We start from the raw sequence: 15,445 nt of genomic DNA, 5'->3' as shown, positions 1-15,445 counted from the left end.
TCAGTCGCCCTTTTCTTTGGCAGGCAGCGCTGGGGCGGCCAGCGCCTCGGCAACGATCGCCTCGACCAGATCGGCATAGTCCATGCCCAGCGCGCGCGCCTGTTCGGGCACCAGGCTGAGCGGGGTCATCCCCGGCTGGGTGTTGACCTCAAGCAGGAACAGCCCTTCGATACCCTGTTCATCGTCCCAGCGGAAATCGCTGCGGCTGGTGCCCTTGCAGCCCAGCAACTGGTGCGCGCGCAAGGCGATGTCGCGGCACGCCTCGGTCACCTCGTCGGGGATGTCGGCGGGACAGATGTGATCGGTCATGCCGTCGGTATACTTGGCGTCGAAATCATAGAAGCCCGACTTGGGCCGCAGTTCGGTGACCAGCAAAGCCCGATCGCCCAGCACCGCCGTGGTCAGTTCGCGCCCGCGAATGAACGGTTCGGCCAGCAATTCGGTGAACTCCTGCCAGGGCCCGCGCGCATCGGCGCTGATCGGATTGCCATAGTTGCCCTCCGCCGTGACGATGGCGACGCCGACCGACGACCCTTCGTTGACCGGCTTGAGCACATAGGGGCGCGGCAGCGGGTCGGCGCGGTACAGCTCGTCGGTTTTGACCACGCGCCCGCCGGGCATGGGGATGCCGTGCGGCACCAGCGCCTGCTTGGTCAGCTCCTTGTCGATGGCGATGACCGACGTGGCGAGGCCCGAGTGCGTATACGTCAGCCCCATCAGGTCCATCAGGCCCTGCACGGTGCCGTCTTCACCGGGCGTGCCGTGGAGCGCGTTGAACACCACATCGGGCGCGGCCTGCGCCAGCTTGACCGCCACGTCGCGGCCCATGTCGATGCGGGTGACGCGATGCCCACGCGATTCAAGCGCCTTGGCCACGCCCTCGCCGCTCATCAACGACACCGGCCGCTCAGCCGACCAGCCGCCCATCAGCACGGCGATGTGGAGTTTGGGCAAAGACACTCTCAAGATACTCCGTTCGCGGCGCTCATTGACGACCGATCCGCTTGATTTCCCATTCCAGTTCGACGCCGAACTGGTCCATCACCCGGCGGCGCACTTCCTCGCCCAGCGCCTCGATCTCGGTGCTGGTGGCGTCGCCGGTGTTGATCAGGAAGTTGGTGTGTTTCTCGCTGACTTGCGCGCCGCCGATGGTCAGCCCCCGGCACCCGGCCTTGTCGACCAGTTCCCACGCCTTGTGGCCGCCAGAAAGTTCAGGGGCCGGGTTCTTGAAGGTCGAGCCGCCGGTCTTGCTGCGCAGCGGCTGGCTGGCTTCGCGCGCGGCGCTGATGCGGTCCATCTCGGCCTGAATCGCGGCGGGTTCGCCCGGTTCCCCGCGAAACCGCGCCGCGACCACGATCGCGCCTTCGGGCAGCTCGGAATGGCGGTAGGTGTAGCCCAGCGCAGGCAGTTGCAACGTCACCATCGAGCCGTCGCGCAGCACCACGTCGCAATCTGACAGCACGTCCTTGACCTCGCGGCCATAGGCGCCGCCGTTCATGCGGCAGAACCCGCCGACGGTGCCGGGGATCGAGCGCAGGAATTCCAGCCCCGCGATGCCGTTGTCGCGCGCGGTCGAGGACACGAGAATGCCCGATGCTCCGCCGCCGCAGGCCAGCGTGACCTCGTCCGCCCTGGCAACCGAGGCGAATGCCTTGCCCAGCCGCACCACCACGCCGGGCACGCCGCCATCGCGGACAATCAGGTTTGAGCCGAGCCCCAGCGCCATGACCGGCACATGCGGGTCCAGCGCGGACAGGAACGCGCGCAGGTCGGCCACGTCCTTCGGTTCGAACAGCCACTGCGCGGTGCCGCCCGACTTGAACCACACCAGCGGCGCCAGCGGGGCGTCGGGCGTCAGTTTGCCGCGAACCGGCGGAAGCGTCAGGTCGATCACACCGCGCTCCGCTCGCGCTCGATCGCGCTGGCAAGACCCGCCGCCCACTTGGTGATGTCACCCGCGCCAAGGCACACGACCATGTCGCCCGGCTGGATCGTGGCCGCCAGTTCCGCAGCCAGCGGATCGGCCCCCGCGATCAGGTGCGCGCTGCGGTGGCCGCGCGCCTTGATGCCTTCAACCATCGCGGCGCTGTCGACGCCCTCGATCGGCGCTTCGCCCGCCGGATAGACCGGCGCGGCATAGACCACGTCGGCATCGTTGAAGGCGCCCTGAAAGTCCTCCATGTGATCGCGCAACCGGGTAAAGCGGTGCGGCTGGACCACCGCGATGACGCGGCCCTTCACCCCTTCGCGCGCGGCGGCGAGCACGGCCTTGATCTCGACCGGGTGGTGGCCGTAATCGTCGATGATCGTGACCGAACCCTCGCCCACGGCGATCTCGCCCACTTTGGTGAAGCGGCGCTTGACCCCGCCGAACTTGGCAAAGCCGGTGCGCACCAGTTCGTCGGACACGCCCATTTCCACCGCCACGGCAATCGCGGCCAGCGCGTTCTGCACGTTGTGGCGGCCCGGCATCGGCAGTTCGATGTCCTCGATCCGGCGGAAGCTGCCGTCGCGCTGGCGCAGCACGGCATTGAAGCGGTTGCCACCGGAAATCGGGGTAACACTCTCGCCGCGCACGTCGGCCTGCGCCGAAAATCCGTACGTGATGACGCGGCGGTCGCGCACCTTGGGGATGATCGCCTGCACTTCGGGATGGTCGATGCACAGCATCGCCGCGCCGTAGAACGGCACGTTCTCGATGAATTCCACGAAGGCGCGCTTGACCTTGTCGAAGCTGCCATAGTGATCGAGGTGTTCGGGATCGATGTTGGTGACGATGGCGATGGTGCCATCCAGCCGCAGGAACGAGCCGTCGCTTTCGTCCGCCTCGACGATCATCCAGTCCGAATCGCCCAGCCGCGCGTTCGAGCCATAGCTGTTGATGATGCCGCCGTTGATCACCGTCGGGTCCACCCCGCCCGCATCGAGCAAGCAGGCGACCAGCGAGGTCGTGGTGGTCTTGCCGTGCGTGCCGGCCACGGCCACGGTGTTCTTCAACCGCATCAGTTCGGCCAGCATTTCGGCGCGGCGCACCACCGGCACGCGCGCTTCCAGTGCGGCGACGACTTCGGGATTGTCACGCTTCACCGCGGTCGAGGTCACGACCACCGACACGCCATCGACGTTTTCGGCCCTTTGCCCGATCATCACCGGGATGCCGCGCTGGCGCAGGCCATCGACGACATAGCTTTCGGCCATGTCCGAGCCCTGCACCGCATAGCCCATGTTGTGCATCACTTCGGCGATGCCCGACATGCCGATGCCGCCGATGCCGACGAAGTGGATCGTCCCGATCTCTACACCGACGCCCTTCACGAGCGGTGCTCCTGCGCGGAACGGGTCGCTGCGGCAGAGGCAGGTGCGCCAGCGGCAGCACCGATCGGCGAAGTCATGCGGATAACGTCCATGATCGGGGAAGCGCCGAAGCTTTCGACAAGGTCGGCAAGGTCGGACACGGCATCGGGCAAGCCGCAGTTCCATGCGGCATGCGCGGCATTGCCGAGCGTTTCGGGGTGCAGCGCCATCGTCTGGATCTGCTTGGCCAGTTCCTTGGGGGTGAAACCGGTCTGGCGGATCGCCCGCGCGCCCCCGGCCTTGACCATCTCGCGGGTGTTGACCGCCTGATGATCGTCGGTGGCGATGGGCAACGGGATCAGGATCGCCGGCCGGCCCACGGCGGTCAGTTCGGCGATGGTCGAGGCTCCTGCGCGCCCGATGAACAAGTGCGCCTCTGCCAACCGGCTCGCCATGTCCTGAAAATAGGTGCCGAGTTCCGCCGGAATGCCATGGCTGGCATAGCGCGCGCGCACCGCCTCAAGGTCTTCGGGGCGGCATTGCTGGGTTACCTGCAGGCGCTGGCGCAGCGCGGGCGGCAGCATGGCAAGGCCGTCGGGCACCACGTCGGCCAGGATCGAGGCGCCCTGGCTGCCGCCGGTCACCAGCACGCGGAACAGGCTGTCCTCGGTGAACGCGGGGAACGGCTGTCCGCGCAAGGACAGCACTTCGGGCCGCACCGGATTGCCCACCAGCCGCACTTTGCCCCACAGCTTGGGATCGAGCCGCTCGACCTCGTGATAGGCGGTGGCGATGGCATCGACCCGCTTGGCCAGAAAGCGATTGACCCGGCCCAGCACCGCGTTCTGTTCGTGGATCAGCGTCGGGATCTTGGCCGCCTGCGCCGCCAGCAGCGCGGGCAAAGCCGGATAACCGCCAAACCCGACCACGCACGATGGCTCAAAGCTGTCGAACAGTCGCAGCGCCATCGAGCGGCCGCGCCAGATCGCCGACAGACCCTTGGCCAGCGCCACCGGGTTCTTGCCCAGCCGCCCGGCGGGCAGCACGTGGGCGGGCAGGAAATCGGGCTTGCCGGGAATCTTCGCCCCGCGCTCGTCGGTCACCAGCGCGACATGGTGTCCGCGCCGGTCAAGCTCCACCGCCAGCGCGAACGCCGGGATCAGGTGGCCGCCAGTGCCCCCTGCGGCCAGAACATAATGACGAGATACCCCTGCGGGTCGCGGCGAATTCATGCGCGTTGGGCTTCCCTGAAGTCGAACGTTTCCCGGCTGAGGAACGGATTGCGCCGGGTGATGGCCAGCAGGAACCCCACCCCCAGCAACAGCGCGATGGTGGACGATCCGCCATAGCTGATCAACGGCAAGGTCATCCCCTTCGACGGAAACAGTTGCAGGTTGACCAGAATGTTGATGAACGCCTGCCCGACCAGCTGCGCGGTCAGACCCGTCGCCGCCAGCACGGTGAACAAGTCGTCTTCGTCGATCAGGCGCAGCAATACGCGCAGGGCGATGGCGCAATACAGAATGACGATAACGGCACAGGCGAGCAGGCCGAACTCTTCACCGATGACCGAGAAGATGTAGTCGGTATGCGCTTCGGGCAGCGCCATCTTGCGCGATCCCAGCCACAGGCCGGTGCCGCTCCACCCGCCGTTGAGCAGCGTGCGCATGGCCAGATCGACCTGATCGAACTCGCTGCCGCCCGACAGGAAGGAATCGATGCGGTGCGTGGCGTTGGGATAGAACAGATAGGCCAGCACGAAGATCAGCAACCCGCCGCCAAAGCTCCACACGATGCGGTTGACCGACAGCCCCGACAGCAGGACCAGCACGAACCACACGCCGCAGAACAGCACGGTCGAACCGAAATCGGGCTGCGCCATCAGCAGCGCGCCGATCAGGCCCATCAGCGCCATCGTGATGCCGATGACCGGAATGTTGGGATCGCGCACCCGCCACGACAGTATCCACGCAACCGCGATGGCAAATCCGGGCTTGAGGAACTCGGACGGCTGCAGGCTGAACCCGATGTTGAGCCAGCGCCGCGCCCCCTTCACTTCGCTGCCCAGCAGCGGAACCAGCACCAGCCCCACCAGCATTGCCCCCGCCAGCAGGATGGCGAGGCGCCGCGCGGTTTCCTTGGGTAGCAGCGAGGCGACGAACATCGCCACCAGCCCCACCGCCAACCAGCGCAAGTGCAGCCAGAAGAAATAAAGGTCACCCAGCGACTTGTGGCTGGTCGAAAGGCGCTGCGAACTGGCGGGCGATGCGGCGGCCACCGCAATCGTGCCGATCACCACCAGCATCAGGATCAGGCTGAGCAGCACGCGGTCGATCTCGCGCCACCAGATCACCAGTTCGCTGCGGCGGCTGCGGCGATAGCGGTTGGTCCGCCCGATCACGCGCACGCCGCCATCGCGGGTCGGCACCGGCACCGCGCGGGTGCCGCTGGCGGTGTTGAGCGTGCTCACGACGGCACCACCGGGTCGGTCGGACAGGGCGATGAGGGGTCTTCGGTCAGCGCCTCGACGATCTGGCGAAAGCTCTCGCCGCGCGCCTCGAAATCGCGGAACTGGTCAAAGCTGGCGCAGGCGGGCGAGAGCATCACCACATCGCCGGGTTGCGCCGCGTCGATCGCCTGCCGCACCGCATCGCACATCATCTCGCTGCGCCGGACCGGCATCACCGGCTCCAGCAGTTCGGCAAAGCGGGGCCCCGCCTCGCCGATGGTGTAAGCCTGCACCACGTGGTTGAACCAGGGCGCGCAATCATCGAGGTCATCCCCCTTGGGCAGGCCGCCGACGATCCAGTGAATGCGCGGATAGGCCGCCAGCGCGGGAGCGGTCGATGCCGGATTGGTCGCCTTGCTGTCATTGATGAACAGCACGCCGCCCGCTTCGGCCACGCGCTCCATGCGGTGCGGCAGCCCGCGAAAGCTTTTCAGCCCCGCCTCGATCGTCGCCTCGTCCAGCCCCAGAAAGCGCACCGCGCCGACCGCCGCGGCCGCGTTGGCGCGGTTGTGCGGCCCTTGCAGCGAGGGCCAGTCGGCCTGATTGCCCGGCAGATCGATCCCGTCGATGAACCGGAAGGCATGATCGTCGGGGGCAAAGCGCATCACGTCGAGGTCAACCTCGGCGCGATAATCGACCAGCGCGAGTTGCCCCAGCCCCTGCATCCCGAACAGCCGCGCTTTCGATGCGACATAGCCATCGAACCCATCATAGCGGTCAAGATGGTCGGGCGTGACGTTCAACAGCACCGCAACCTCGCAGTTGAGGCTGTGGGTCAGGTCGATCTGGTAGCTCGACAGTTCAAGCACATAGACCGGATCGCCTGCCGCGTTGGGCTGCAAGGGTTGTTGTTCAAGGATCGGCAAGCCGATGTTGCCGCCCATCAGCGCAGGCAGCCCCGCTTCGCGCAGCAAATGGGTGGTCAGCGCCGTCGTCGTCGATTTGCCGTTGGTGCCGGTGATGCCGACCACGCGGTGACGCGGCAGGGCCGCGCGCGCTTGCGCAAACAATTCGATGTCGCCGATCACCGGCACGCCATATTGCGCGGCGTGGGCGCGGATCGGGTGGCGGTTCAGCGGCACGCCGGGCGAGACGACGATGCCGGCATAGCCCGTCAGATCGAGTGTCAGCGGATCGGCGATGGTGGCGCGGCCTTCGACCAGCGCGCGCGGTTCCTCGCGCCCGTCCCACGCGGTGACCTCGGCCCCGCTGGCCAGCAAGGCTTCGACACTGGCCAGCCCCGAGCGGGCAAGGCCAAGCACCGCAAAGCGCTTTCCGGCAAAGGCGGGCGAGGTGATCATCGGCAGGTCAGCGAACCTTCAACGTGGCAAGGCCAAGCAGCGCCAGCACGATCGAGACGATCCAGAAGCGGATCACCACGGTCGATTCGCGCCAGCCGAGCTGTTCGAAATGATGATGGATCGGCGCCATCAGGAAAACCCGCTTGCCGGTGCGCTTGTAGACGAACACCTGAATGATGACCGAAACGGCCTCCATCACGAACAGACCGCCGACGATGGCCAGCACGATCTCGTGGTGGACCGAAACCGCGATCACCCCCAGAGTGCCACCCAATGCCAGCGATCCGGTATCGCCCATGAACACGGCGGCAGGTGGCGCGTTGAACCACAGGAACGCAAGTCCCGCCCCCATCACCGCGGCGCAGAAGATCGCCAGCTCACCCGCGCGCGGCACGTGCGGAATGCCCAGATAATGCGCATAGTCGGCGCGTCCGGCCAGATAGGCGATGATCGCGAACGTCCCGCTGGCGATGATCACCGGCATGATCGCAAGGCCATCGAGCCCGTCGGTCAGGTTCACCGCGTTGCCCGCACCCACGATCACGAACGCGGCGAACACATAATACACCGGCCCCAGCGGGATATAAAGATTGCTGAATACCGGCACGTAGAGGTTGGTTTCGGTGACCACCAGCGCCGCCGCGATGCCTGCGACAAGGAACTCCCCGGCCAGCCGCACTTTGGCCGAAACGCCCTTGTGCGCGTACTTGGTGACCTTGTCGTAGTCGTCGAGGAAGCCGATCAGCCCGAAGCCCAGCGTCACCGCAAGGCACGCCCAGACATAGCGATTGCCGAGGTCCATCCACAGCAACAGCGCGATCGCCAGCGCGATCACGATCATCAGCCCGCCCATCGTCGGCGTGCCGCGCTTGGACAAGTGGCTTTGCGGACCGTCCTCGCGGATCGGCTGGCCCTTGCCCTGCCGCATGCGCAGCATGTTGATGAAGCGCGGCCCGATGATCAGGCCGATCACCAGCGCGGTCATCAACGCCGCGCCAGCGCGGAACGACTGATAGCGGATCAGGTTGGCAAGACCTTCGAAATGCAGCCACTGCGCAAGGATGTAGAGCATTCAGCGTTCCCTGATCGTCAGCGCGCGCACCAACGCGCCCAGCCCGACCGAATTCGACCCTTTGATCAGGATGGCATCGCCGCCGCATGGGGCATAGCCAGCCAGGCATTCCGCCGCTTGTGCAGCGCTGGCCACATGATCGACTTGACCGGGACGGGCAAGCGCCGAGCCCGCCGTTTTCCCCAGCGCCTCGGCCAGCACCGCCATTTCATCGCCCACCAGGATCACCCGGTCGACATTCGCGTCCAGCAACGGTTCGGCCAGCGCGGCATGGTAGGCGTCGCTGCCGGCGCCCAGTTCCTTCATCGCGCCCAGCACGGCGATGCGCCGCGCGGCAGGGGTTGCGCCCAGTTGCGCGATGGTCACCCGCATCGAGGCGGGATTGGCGTTGTAGCTTTCGTCGATGACCAGCGCCTCGCCCGAACCGTCGCCATCGGGCGCGGGCAGGCGATGGCGCGCACCGCGTCCGGCAAGCCCCTCCATCTCGGCCAGCGCCAGTCCGGCGGCGCCCAGATCGCCACCCACGGCCAGCACCGCCGCCATCACCGCCAGCGAGTTGATCACCCAATGATCGCCCGGCTGCGCCACCGTGTAGCACAGCTTGTTCCCGGCAATGTCGGCGGTCACCAGCGAACCGCCGCCCATTGCGGGCACCACGTCGAGCAAACGCACGTCGGCATCGGCGCTGCGCCCGAACGCCATGATGCGGCTCGCGTGGCGTTCGGCAACCGCGCGCAGCAACGGATAGTGCGCATTGTCGGCCGGGATGATCGCCACGCCGCCCGCCGAACCGTCGGCCGCTTGCAGCCCCTCGAAGATCTCGGCCTTGGCCTGCGCGATCGCTTCCTCGCCCGAGAAGTGGCCGATGTGGGCGGGCGCGATGGTGGTGACGATGGCCACGTGCGGGCGCACCAGCCGGGTCAGCGCGGCCAGCTCGCCGCTGTGGTTCATGCCCATCTCGAACACGCCGAAGCGGCTGCGTTCGGGCATCCGCGCCAGACTGAGCGGCACGCCGACATGGTTGTTGTAGCTTTTGACCGAGCGGTGCGCGCGGCCCCGGCTGCTGCGGTCGAGCGCGGCAAAGAGCGCTTCCTTGACCCCGGTCTTGCCCGCCGATCCGGTCACGCCGATGATCTGCGCAGCCACCCGCGCCCGCGCCGCACGGCCCATCGCTTCAAGCGCCAGGTTCGTGTCCGCCACCAGCACATGCGGATAGGCGACCGGACGGTCGACGATGGCCGCCGCCGCGCCGCGTGCAAAAGCGCCCTCGACAAAGCGGTGGCCGTCAGCCGTTTCGCCCTTCAGCGCGAAGAACAGGTCGCCTTCCATCACCTCGCGGCTGTCGATGGCGCAGCCCGATACCGCAAACGCGGTGGATGCCGTTCCGCCCGTGGCCAAGGCGATGGCATCGGACGACCACAGCGCGGTGCCGCGATCATCGTCGGCGGTCACCGGCCAGTCGAGCATGGCAGGATGCAGGTTCATGCCGCGCACTCCCGCGCCACTTGCACATCGTCAAACGGCAATATCCGCACGGAATCGCCGCGCCCGATGATCTGGCCCTGTTCATGGCCCTTGCCCGCCAGCAGCACGATGTCGCCCTTGCCCGCCTCGGCGATGGCGGCGGCAATTGCCTCGCGCCTGCCACCCACCTCGCGCGCGCGGCCATCGCAGCCTGCCAGCACGGCGGCGCGGATCGCGGCGGGGTCTTCGCCGCGCGGGTTGTCGTCGGTGACGATGACCACTTCGCTGCCCGCGCACGCCGCGCGGCCCATCGCGGGGCGCTTGCCTTCGTCGCGGTCGCCCCCTGCGCCGAACACGGTGATCAACCGCCCGGTCACGTGCGGGCGCAGCGCCGCGATGGCGGCTTCAAGCGCGTCGGCGGTGTGGGCATAGTCGACATAGACCGGCGCGCCGCTGGCGGTGATCGCGGCGCGTTCAAGCCGCCCGCGCACCGGCTGCAACCGTGCAAGGCCATCGAATGTCTGCGCCGGATTGCCGCCGCTGGCCAGCACCAGCCCCGCCGCCACCAGCGCGTTCGCCGCCTGATAGGCCCCGATCAGCGGCAGCGTGACCTTGCGGACGGTGCCTGCGTGGTCAAGTTCCAGCACCTGCCCCAGATGGGTGGGCACACGCGACACCAGCCGGATCGCCTCGCCCGCCGCGCCCACGCTCAACAGGCGCAATCCGCGCGCGCGGGCATGGTCGATGGCCTGCGCGCTCCACGCATCGTCGGCCCAGACCACCGCCGCGCCGCCCGGCTCGACCACTTCGTCGAACAGGCGCATCTTGGCCGCGAAGTAGGACTCCATCGTGTCGTGGTAGTCCAGATGATCGCGGCTGAGGTTGGTGAAAGCACCCGCTGCGACCCGGGGCCCTTCGTTGCGGAACTGGTCAAGCCCATGGCTCGACGCTTCATAGGCGACATGGCTGACCCCTTCGCGGGCAAGCCCAGTCAGGTTGGCCAGAAACGTGACGATATCGGGCGTGGTCAGCCCGGTGGACACGCTTTCGTCCGCCGTGGTGACGCCCAGCGTGCCGATCGAGGCTGCCGAGAACCCGGCCATCCGCCACAACTGGCGCACCATCTCGACCGTCGACGTCTTGCCGTTGGTGCCGGTCACCGCGACCAGCGTGGCGGGCACCGGCTGAAAGAACCGCGCGGCAACTTGCGCAAACAGGCGACGCGGGGTGGCGTCGGCAAGGTGCAGCGCGCCGGTCACCTGCGCCTCGGGCCGGGCGACGACCGCGATCGCCCCGGCCTTCACCGCATCGGCGATGAAGTCCTCGCCATTGAAACGCGCGCCCGGAAACGCGCCGAACACCGTGCCGGGCGCCACCTTGCGATGGTCGATGGCAAAGCCGGTGACGTTCGCCTCGGCAAAGGGAGACCCCTGCACACCGGCATCGATACCCAGCGGCGCAAGCAGGCTGGCGAGCTTCATTCACCCTCTCCACTGCCCACAAGAGGGCTCAGGTCGGTAATGTCGACGTCGCGCTGGGCATCGGGAACGACGCCCAGCATCGGGCCGATGCGCGGCACCACACGGCCGACGATGGGCGCGGCGTTCCACGCGGCGGTGCGCTGGCCGCTGGTCGCCTGCGTGGCCTGTGGTTCATCGAGCATCGCGATCACCACATAGCGCGGCTTGTCCATCGGAAACGCGGCGGCAAATGTCGCCACCAGCGAGGTGCGGTTATAGCTGCGGCCATTGGGCTTTTCCGCCGAGCCGGTCTTGCCGCCGACGCGGAAACCCGGCGCATCGGCCTTGCGTCCGGTGCCATCGACCACGATCAGCCGCAGCAACTGGCGCAACCGCGCGCTGGTGGCGGCCTTGAACACGCGGCGCCCCGCAGGCAAGTGCGCCGGATCGACCTTGAACAGCGTGGCCGGGCGCCAGATGCCGCCATTGACCAGCGCGGCATAGGCGGCGGCCAGGTGCAGCGGCGTGACGGCGATGCCGTGGCCATAGCTGACCGTCATCGTGGTGATCCGCGACCAGTCGCCGTGGTTTTCGCCACGCGGCCACAGCGGAAAGCCGCGCGCGGGCAGTTCGATGGTCGGCCGCTCGTTCATGCCGAGCGCCTCCATCGTGTGCTTGAGCGCGGGCCCACCCAGCTTGTCGGCCACTTGCGCGGTGACGATGTTGGACGAATGGATCAGCGCTTCGGGCACGTTGAGCGAGCCGCCGAAATCGTGGCTGTCATGGATGGTGTAGCCGCCGATCTTGATCTGCGCGGTGGGGTAGCGCACCGCAAGATCGGTGATCGTCCCGGCGTCGATGGCCGAGGCGACGGTGATCGGCTTGAAGGTGGAGCCCAGTTCGTAAACCTGGTTCGACACGCGGTTGAACACGGTGGCGTTGCGGGCCAAGTCCCAGCGGTTGGGGTTGAACGAGGGCAGCGAAGCCAGCGCGATCACTTCGCCCGTATCGGCGTCAAGGATGATGCCCGCCGCGCCCTTGGCGTTGGTTTCGAGCATGCCGCGATTGAGTTCGTCCTCAAGCGCCCCTTGCGCGCGCGCATCGATCGACAGCGCCACCGGGGCGCCGCGCTGTGCCGGATCGAGCAGGCGGGGCTCAAGCACCTGTTCCATCCCCAGATGCCCCTTGCCATCATCGTCGACGAAGCCAAGCACGTGCGCGGCAAGCGAGCCTTGCGGATAATAGCGCTGGTTTTCGCGCGGGAATTCAAGCGCCGGTTCGCCCAGTGCGAACACCTTGTTCGCCTGTTCGGGCAGCACCCGGCGGCGCAAGTAGCACGGCTTGCCCGCCTTCAGCCGCGCCACCAGATCGGCCTGATCGGCATCGGGGAAGATCACCATCAGCGCGCGCGCCACTTCCTCGGGCGACTTGACCAGCGGTTGACCGCCCTTGCCCAGCGCCGCCGGATTGAACCACAGCGAATAGGACGGGAACGCGCGCGCCAGCGGGATGCCGTTGCGGTCGATGATGTCGCCGCGCGCAGGCAGCAACGCTTCGGCCATCGACGTGCGCTCGGGCGTCTGCTGGAACACGCCCAGCTGCGCCACCCGCACCAGCGCGGTCAGCGTGACGAACACGAAGATCAACAGCACCCACAGCACGCGCACTTTGGCGGTCACCAGCGACTGCTGGCGCACGTTCGCGAGCCGGACGGCCCGCGTCGCGTTACCAGAGGCGATTGCGGCCGAGGCGGTCAGCGTGTTCACTTCGCGAGCTTTGCATCCTTCAGTGCGATCTTGATCGGCCTGCCCGATTCCGGCCGTTCACGGGAGTCCGGCTTGTGCGGCGCAGCTTTGGCCAGCTTTTGGTCATGGCCAGCGCCCGCCTTCGCCTTGGCGGTTGACTTAGCGGAGGCCAAAGCACCGGTGGAAGCCCCGCCGCGCGGTTTCTCCCCCGACTTTGTTGCGTGTGCGCTATCGCGCTTGCGTTCTGCGTCGCTGCCTGCGGGTTTCGTCTTGGTCGTGGCCTTTGACGCAACAGCCGTGCTCTTGTCGGCTTTGCTGGCGCGGTCGGACTTGTCGGACTTGCCGGCCCGGTCGGACTTGTCGGCCCGGTCGGACTTGCCGGACTTGCCGCTCTTGTCCTTCTTGCTGCTCGTGGCCGTCGGCTCGTCGGCAGCATCGTCGGCGAAGTGGCGGACTTTGCCCAGGTTTTCGCCCAGCGCGGCGGTGGCGGTGGCGTGGTCGACGTGCGCGGCGCTGTCGGTGGTTTCCGCGTTGACCGACTTGCCGGTCAGCGGAGAGACCATCGCCGGGAATGCGGCTGCGGCGACGACGCTGTCATCCATGCTGGCCACCCGGATCGGCGCGGGCGCGCCCACCTCGTCGGGCTTCGACAGCACCGCCAGCTGGCGCTCGTTCTCAAGATACTGGTCGGAACTTGGCGCGACATAGCCGAATTCCACGTCGTTCCAGTTCTTCAACTGTTGCTGGTTGGCGCGGGTTTCCATCTCGGTTTCAAGATAGATCTTCTCCTGCCGCAGGGCGACGATCCGTTCCTCGGCGCGGTGCACCTGGCTGCGCAGGGCGTTGACCCGGAACGCCATCACCATCACCAGTGCAAAGCACACCAGCAGCAGCGCGATCCAGCCGATCGAACGCAGGCGGTTGGCGGAAACGATCATGCTGCCGGGCTCCGATCGAGACGCGCCGGGGCGGCGGTGCGGACCGCCCAGCGCAAGGTGGCGGATCGGGCGCGCGGGTTGCGCGCCTCTTCCTCGGGGGTGGGACGGATCGCTGCCGAAGGCTTGCCGAATACCGGCTGCTCGGCGCTGGCGACGACGGGCAGGTGGCGCGAACCGCCAGCCTTGGTGCCCGATGAATCGCGCAGGAACTGCTTGACGATGCGGTCTTCCAGACTGTGGAAGCTGACCACGACCAGCCGTCCGCCCGGTGCCAGCACGCGTTCGGCAGCGGCAAGGCCGGCCATCAGTTCGTCCAGTTCGCCGTTGACGTGGATGCGCACCGCCTGAAAGCTGCGCGTCGCCGGATCCTTGGGCATGTGCGGCTTGTGACCCAGCGCGCGCCGCACCACGTTGGCAAAGTCGCCGGTCGTGACCAGCGGCCGCGCCGCCACCACCGCCCGCGCAACCCGGCGCGATTGCCGCTCCTCGCCATACGTATAGAGCACGTCGGCGATCGCCTCTTCACTGGCGGTGTTGAGGAAATCGGCGGCGCTTTCACCGTCCTGCGACATGCGCATGTCGAGCGGGCCGTTGCTGGAAAAGGCAAAGCCGCGCGCGGCCTGATCCAGTTGCATCGAACTGACCCCGATGTCGAAGACCACGCCCTGCACCTGACCCACGCCGACCTCGGCAAGCCCTTCGGCCAGCTCGGAAAAGCGGCGCGGATGCAAGGTCAGCGGCGGGCGCGGGGTCTGCGCCTGCAACCACGTCTCACCGGCGGCAATCGCATCGGGATCGCGGTCGAAGGCATGGACTTGCGCCCCGCAGCCCAGAATGGCGCGGGTGTAACCGCCCGCCCCGAACGTGCCATCGACCACCACGTCGCCCGGTTGCGGCGCCAGCGCGGCAAGCACTTCGTCGAGCAGCACGGGAATGTGCGGGGCCGCAGCAATAGGGCTGACCGGAGCCGGGCTGACGGGAGTCGGGCCGAGAGGGGAGTCCGCACCGCTCATTTGCGCTTGCTCCGGGCGGCGTCGGCCATTTGCGCGCGGCACTTGGTCTTGGCCGCATCCCAGCCCGCGGGCATCGTGAACAGCACTTCGGGCGCCCAGATGGTGAAGCTGTCACCGGCGCCGTTGAAGTAGATGCCCTCACCGATGCTGGCGTGGTTGGCCAGCGCTTCGGGCAGGATGAACCGCCCCGAATCGTCGAAGTTGGTCGTCTCGAACGCGTAGATCTGGTTTTGCAGCGTATCGCGGTCGAACTTCTCGCCCACGGCCAGCGCCGCCGCTTCGCTGCGCGCGATCAGGTCGTCGAACGAATCGACCCGCGAAAGGCCAAAACCGACCAGACACGGCAGGCTGTGGTGAACGTCGAGGCACAACGTGCGCTGACCGGCCGAGGCTTCCTTGACGGCGCTGCGGAAGCATGCGGGAAGCACAAAGCGGTTCTTGTCGCCGCGCGACGAGAACCCTTGCCCCACATACCGCGTCGAAACAGCCGCCACCCCTTGAACCCCGGTTCGCGGACAAATGCCGTCGCGCAGTGGCGCGCATGCTGCACGCCCCGCTTCACCCCCATGGATGCGACATGGAATCCGTCCTGATGGATTGGAGCTTAACTCGGGACGGAGCGGGCCACAACGGGAAATTGCGGGAAATC

At 67.3% G+C, this 15,445-nt stretch carries 13 protein-coding genes; all 13 read right to left on the bottom strand.

Annotated features, from left to right (window positions below; all coding sequences use genetic code 11):
• From LDN95_RS08300 to LDN95_RS08240, 13 genes are read right to left on the bottom strand one after another with little or no spacing between them, the layout of a single operon-like run.
• Positions 1–960 (bottom strand): D-alanine--D-alanine ligase, encoded by a 960-nt coding sequence (locus LDN95_RS08300; protein ID WP_226017191.1) that lies wholly within the window; start codon positions 958–960, stop codon positions 1–3.
• Between the two features lie 25 nt (positions 961–985).
• Positions 986–1,894: a UDP-N-acetylmuramate dehydrogenase gene (gene murB / locus LDN95_RS08295; RefSeq protein ID WP_370631669.1), complete on the bottom strand. Its 909-nt coding sequence runs from the start codon at positions 1,892–1,894 to the stop codon at positions 986–988.
• On the bottom strand, positions 1,891–3,315 hold the full coding sequence (gene murC / locus LDN95_RS08290; protein ID WP_226017190.1) for a UDP-N-acetylmuramate--L-alanine ligase: 1,425 nt from the start codon (positions 3,313–3,315) through the stop codon (positions 1,891–1,893). Before murC ends, murB begins: the two co-directional genes overlap by 4 nt.
• On the bottom strand, positions 3,312–4,526 hold the full coding sequence (gene murG / locus LDN95_RS08285; RefSeq protein WP_226017189.1) for an undecaprenyldiphospho-muramoylpentapeptide beta-N-acetylglucosaminyltransferase: 1,215 nt from the start codon (positions 4,524–4,526) through the stop codon (positions 3,312–3,314). Before murG ends, murC begins: the two co-directional genes overlap by 4 nt.
• Positions 4,523–5,722 (bottom strand): putative peptidoglycan glycosyltransferase FtsW, encoded by a 1,200-nt coding sequence (locus LDN95_RS08280; protein ID WP_226017285.1) that lies wholly within the window; start codon positions 5,720–5,722, stop codon positions 4,523–4,525. Before LDN95_RS08280 ends, murG begins: the two co-directional genes overlap by 4 nt.
• A 38-nt stretch (positions 5,723–5,760) precedes the next feature.
• Entirely contained in the window at positions 5,761–7,104 is a 1,344-nt protein-coding gene (gene murD / locus LDN95_RS08275; RefSeq protein ID WP_226017188.1) for a UDP-N-acetylmuramoyl-L-alanine--D-glutamate ligase, read from the bottom strand.
• Positions 7,105–7,111: 7 nt separating this feature from the next.
• Positions 7,112–8,176, bottom strand: a complete 1,065-nt coding sequence (mraY, locus tag LDN95_RS08270; RefSeq protein WP_226017187.1) for a phospho-N-acetylmuramoyl-pentapeptide-transferase — start codon at positions 8,174–8,176, stop codon at positions 7,112–7,114.
• On the bottom strand, positions 8,177–9,661 hold the full coding sequence (murF, locus tag LDN95_RS08265) for a UDP-N-acetylmuramoyl-tripeptide--D-alanyl-D-alanine ligase (RefSeq protein WP_226017186.1): 1,485 nt from the start codon (positions 9,659–9,661) through the stop codon (positions 8,177–8,179).
• Positions 9,658–11,121 carry a UDP-N-acetylmuramoyl-L-alanyl-D-glutamate--2,6-diaminopimelate ligase gene (locus LDN95_RS08260; protein ID WP_226017185.1) on the bottom strand — a complete coding sequence of 488 codons (1,464 nt, stop codon included), beginning with the start codon at positions 11,119–11,121 and terminating at the stop codon, positions 9,658–9,660. Before LDN95_RS08260 ends, murF begins: the two co-directional genes overlap by 4 nt.
• Positions 11,118–12,866, bottom strand: a complete 1,749-nt coding sequence (locus tag LDN95_RS08255) for a penicillin-binding protein 2 (protein WP_226017184.1) — start codon at positions 12,864–12,866, stop codon at positions 11,118–11,120. The genes LDN95_RS08260 and LDN95_RS08255 overlap by 4 nt, the downstream gene beginning before the upstream one ends.
• A complete protein-coding gene (locus LDN95_RS08250; RefSeq protein ID WP_226017183.1) occupies positions 12,863–13,783 on the bottom strand; it encodes a hypothetical protein in 921 nt (306 codons plus the stop codon). Before LDN95_RS08250 ends, LDN95_RS08255 begins: the two co-directional genes overlap by 4 nt.
• Positions 13,780–14,796 carry a 16S rRNA (cytosine(1402)-N(4))-methyltransferase RsmH gene (gene rsmH, locus LDN95_RS08245; protein WP_226017182.1) on the bottom strand — a complete coding sequence of 339 codons (1,017 nt, stop codon included), beginning with the start codon at positions 14,794–14,796 and terminating at the stop codon, positions 13,780–13,782. The genes LDN95_RS08250 and rsmH overlap by 4 nt, the downstream gene beginning before the upstream one ends.
• Positions 14,793–15,290, bottom strand: a complete 498-nt coding sequence (locus LDN95_RS08240; protein WP_226017181.1) for a division/cell wall cluster transcriptional repressor MraZ — start codon at positions 15,288–15,290, stop codon at positions 14,793–14,795. The genes rsmH and LDN95_RS08240 overlap by 4 nt, the downstream gene beginning before the upstream one ends.
• Positions 15,291–15,445 lie beyond the last annotated feature (155 nt).

The sequence above is a fragment of the Novosphingobium sp. FKTRR1 genome (assembly GCF_020404405.1).
Taxonomy (GTDB): Bacteria; Pseudomonadota; Alphaproteobacteria; order Sphingomonadales; family Sphingomonadaceae; genus Novosphingobium.
This window is presented reverse-complemented; position numbering and strand designations above follow the sequence as displayed.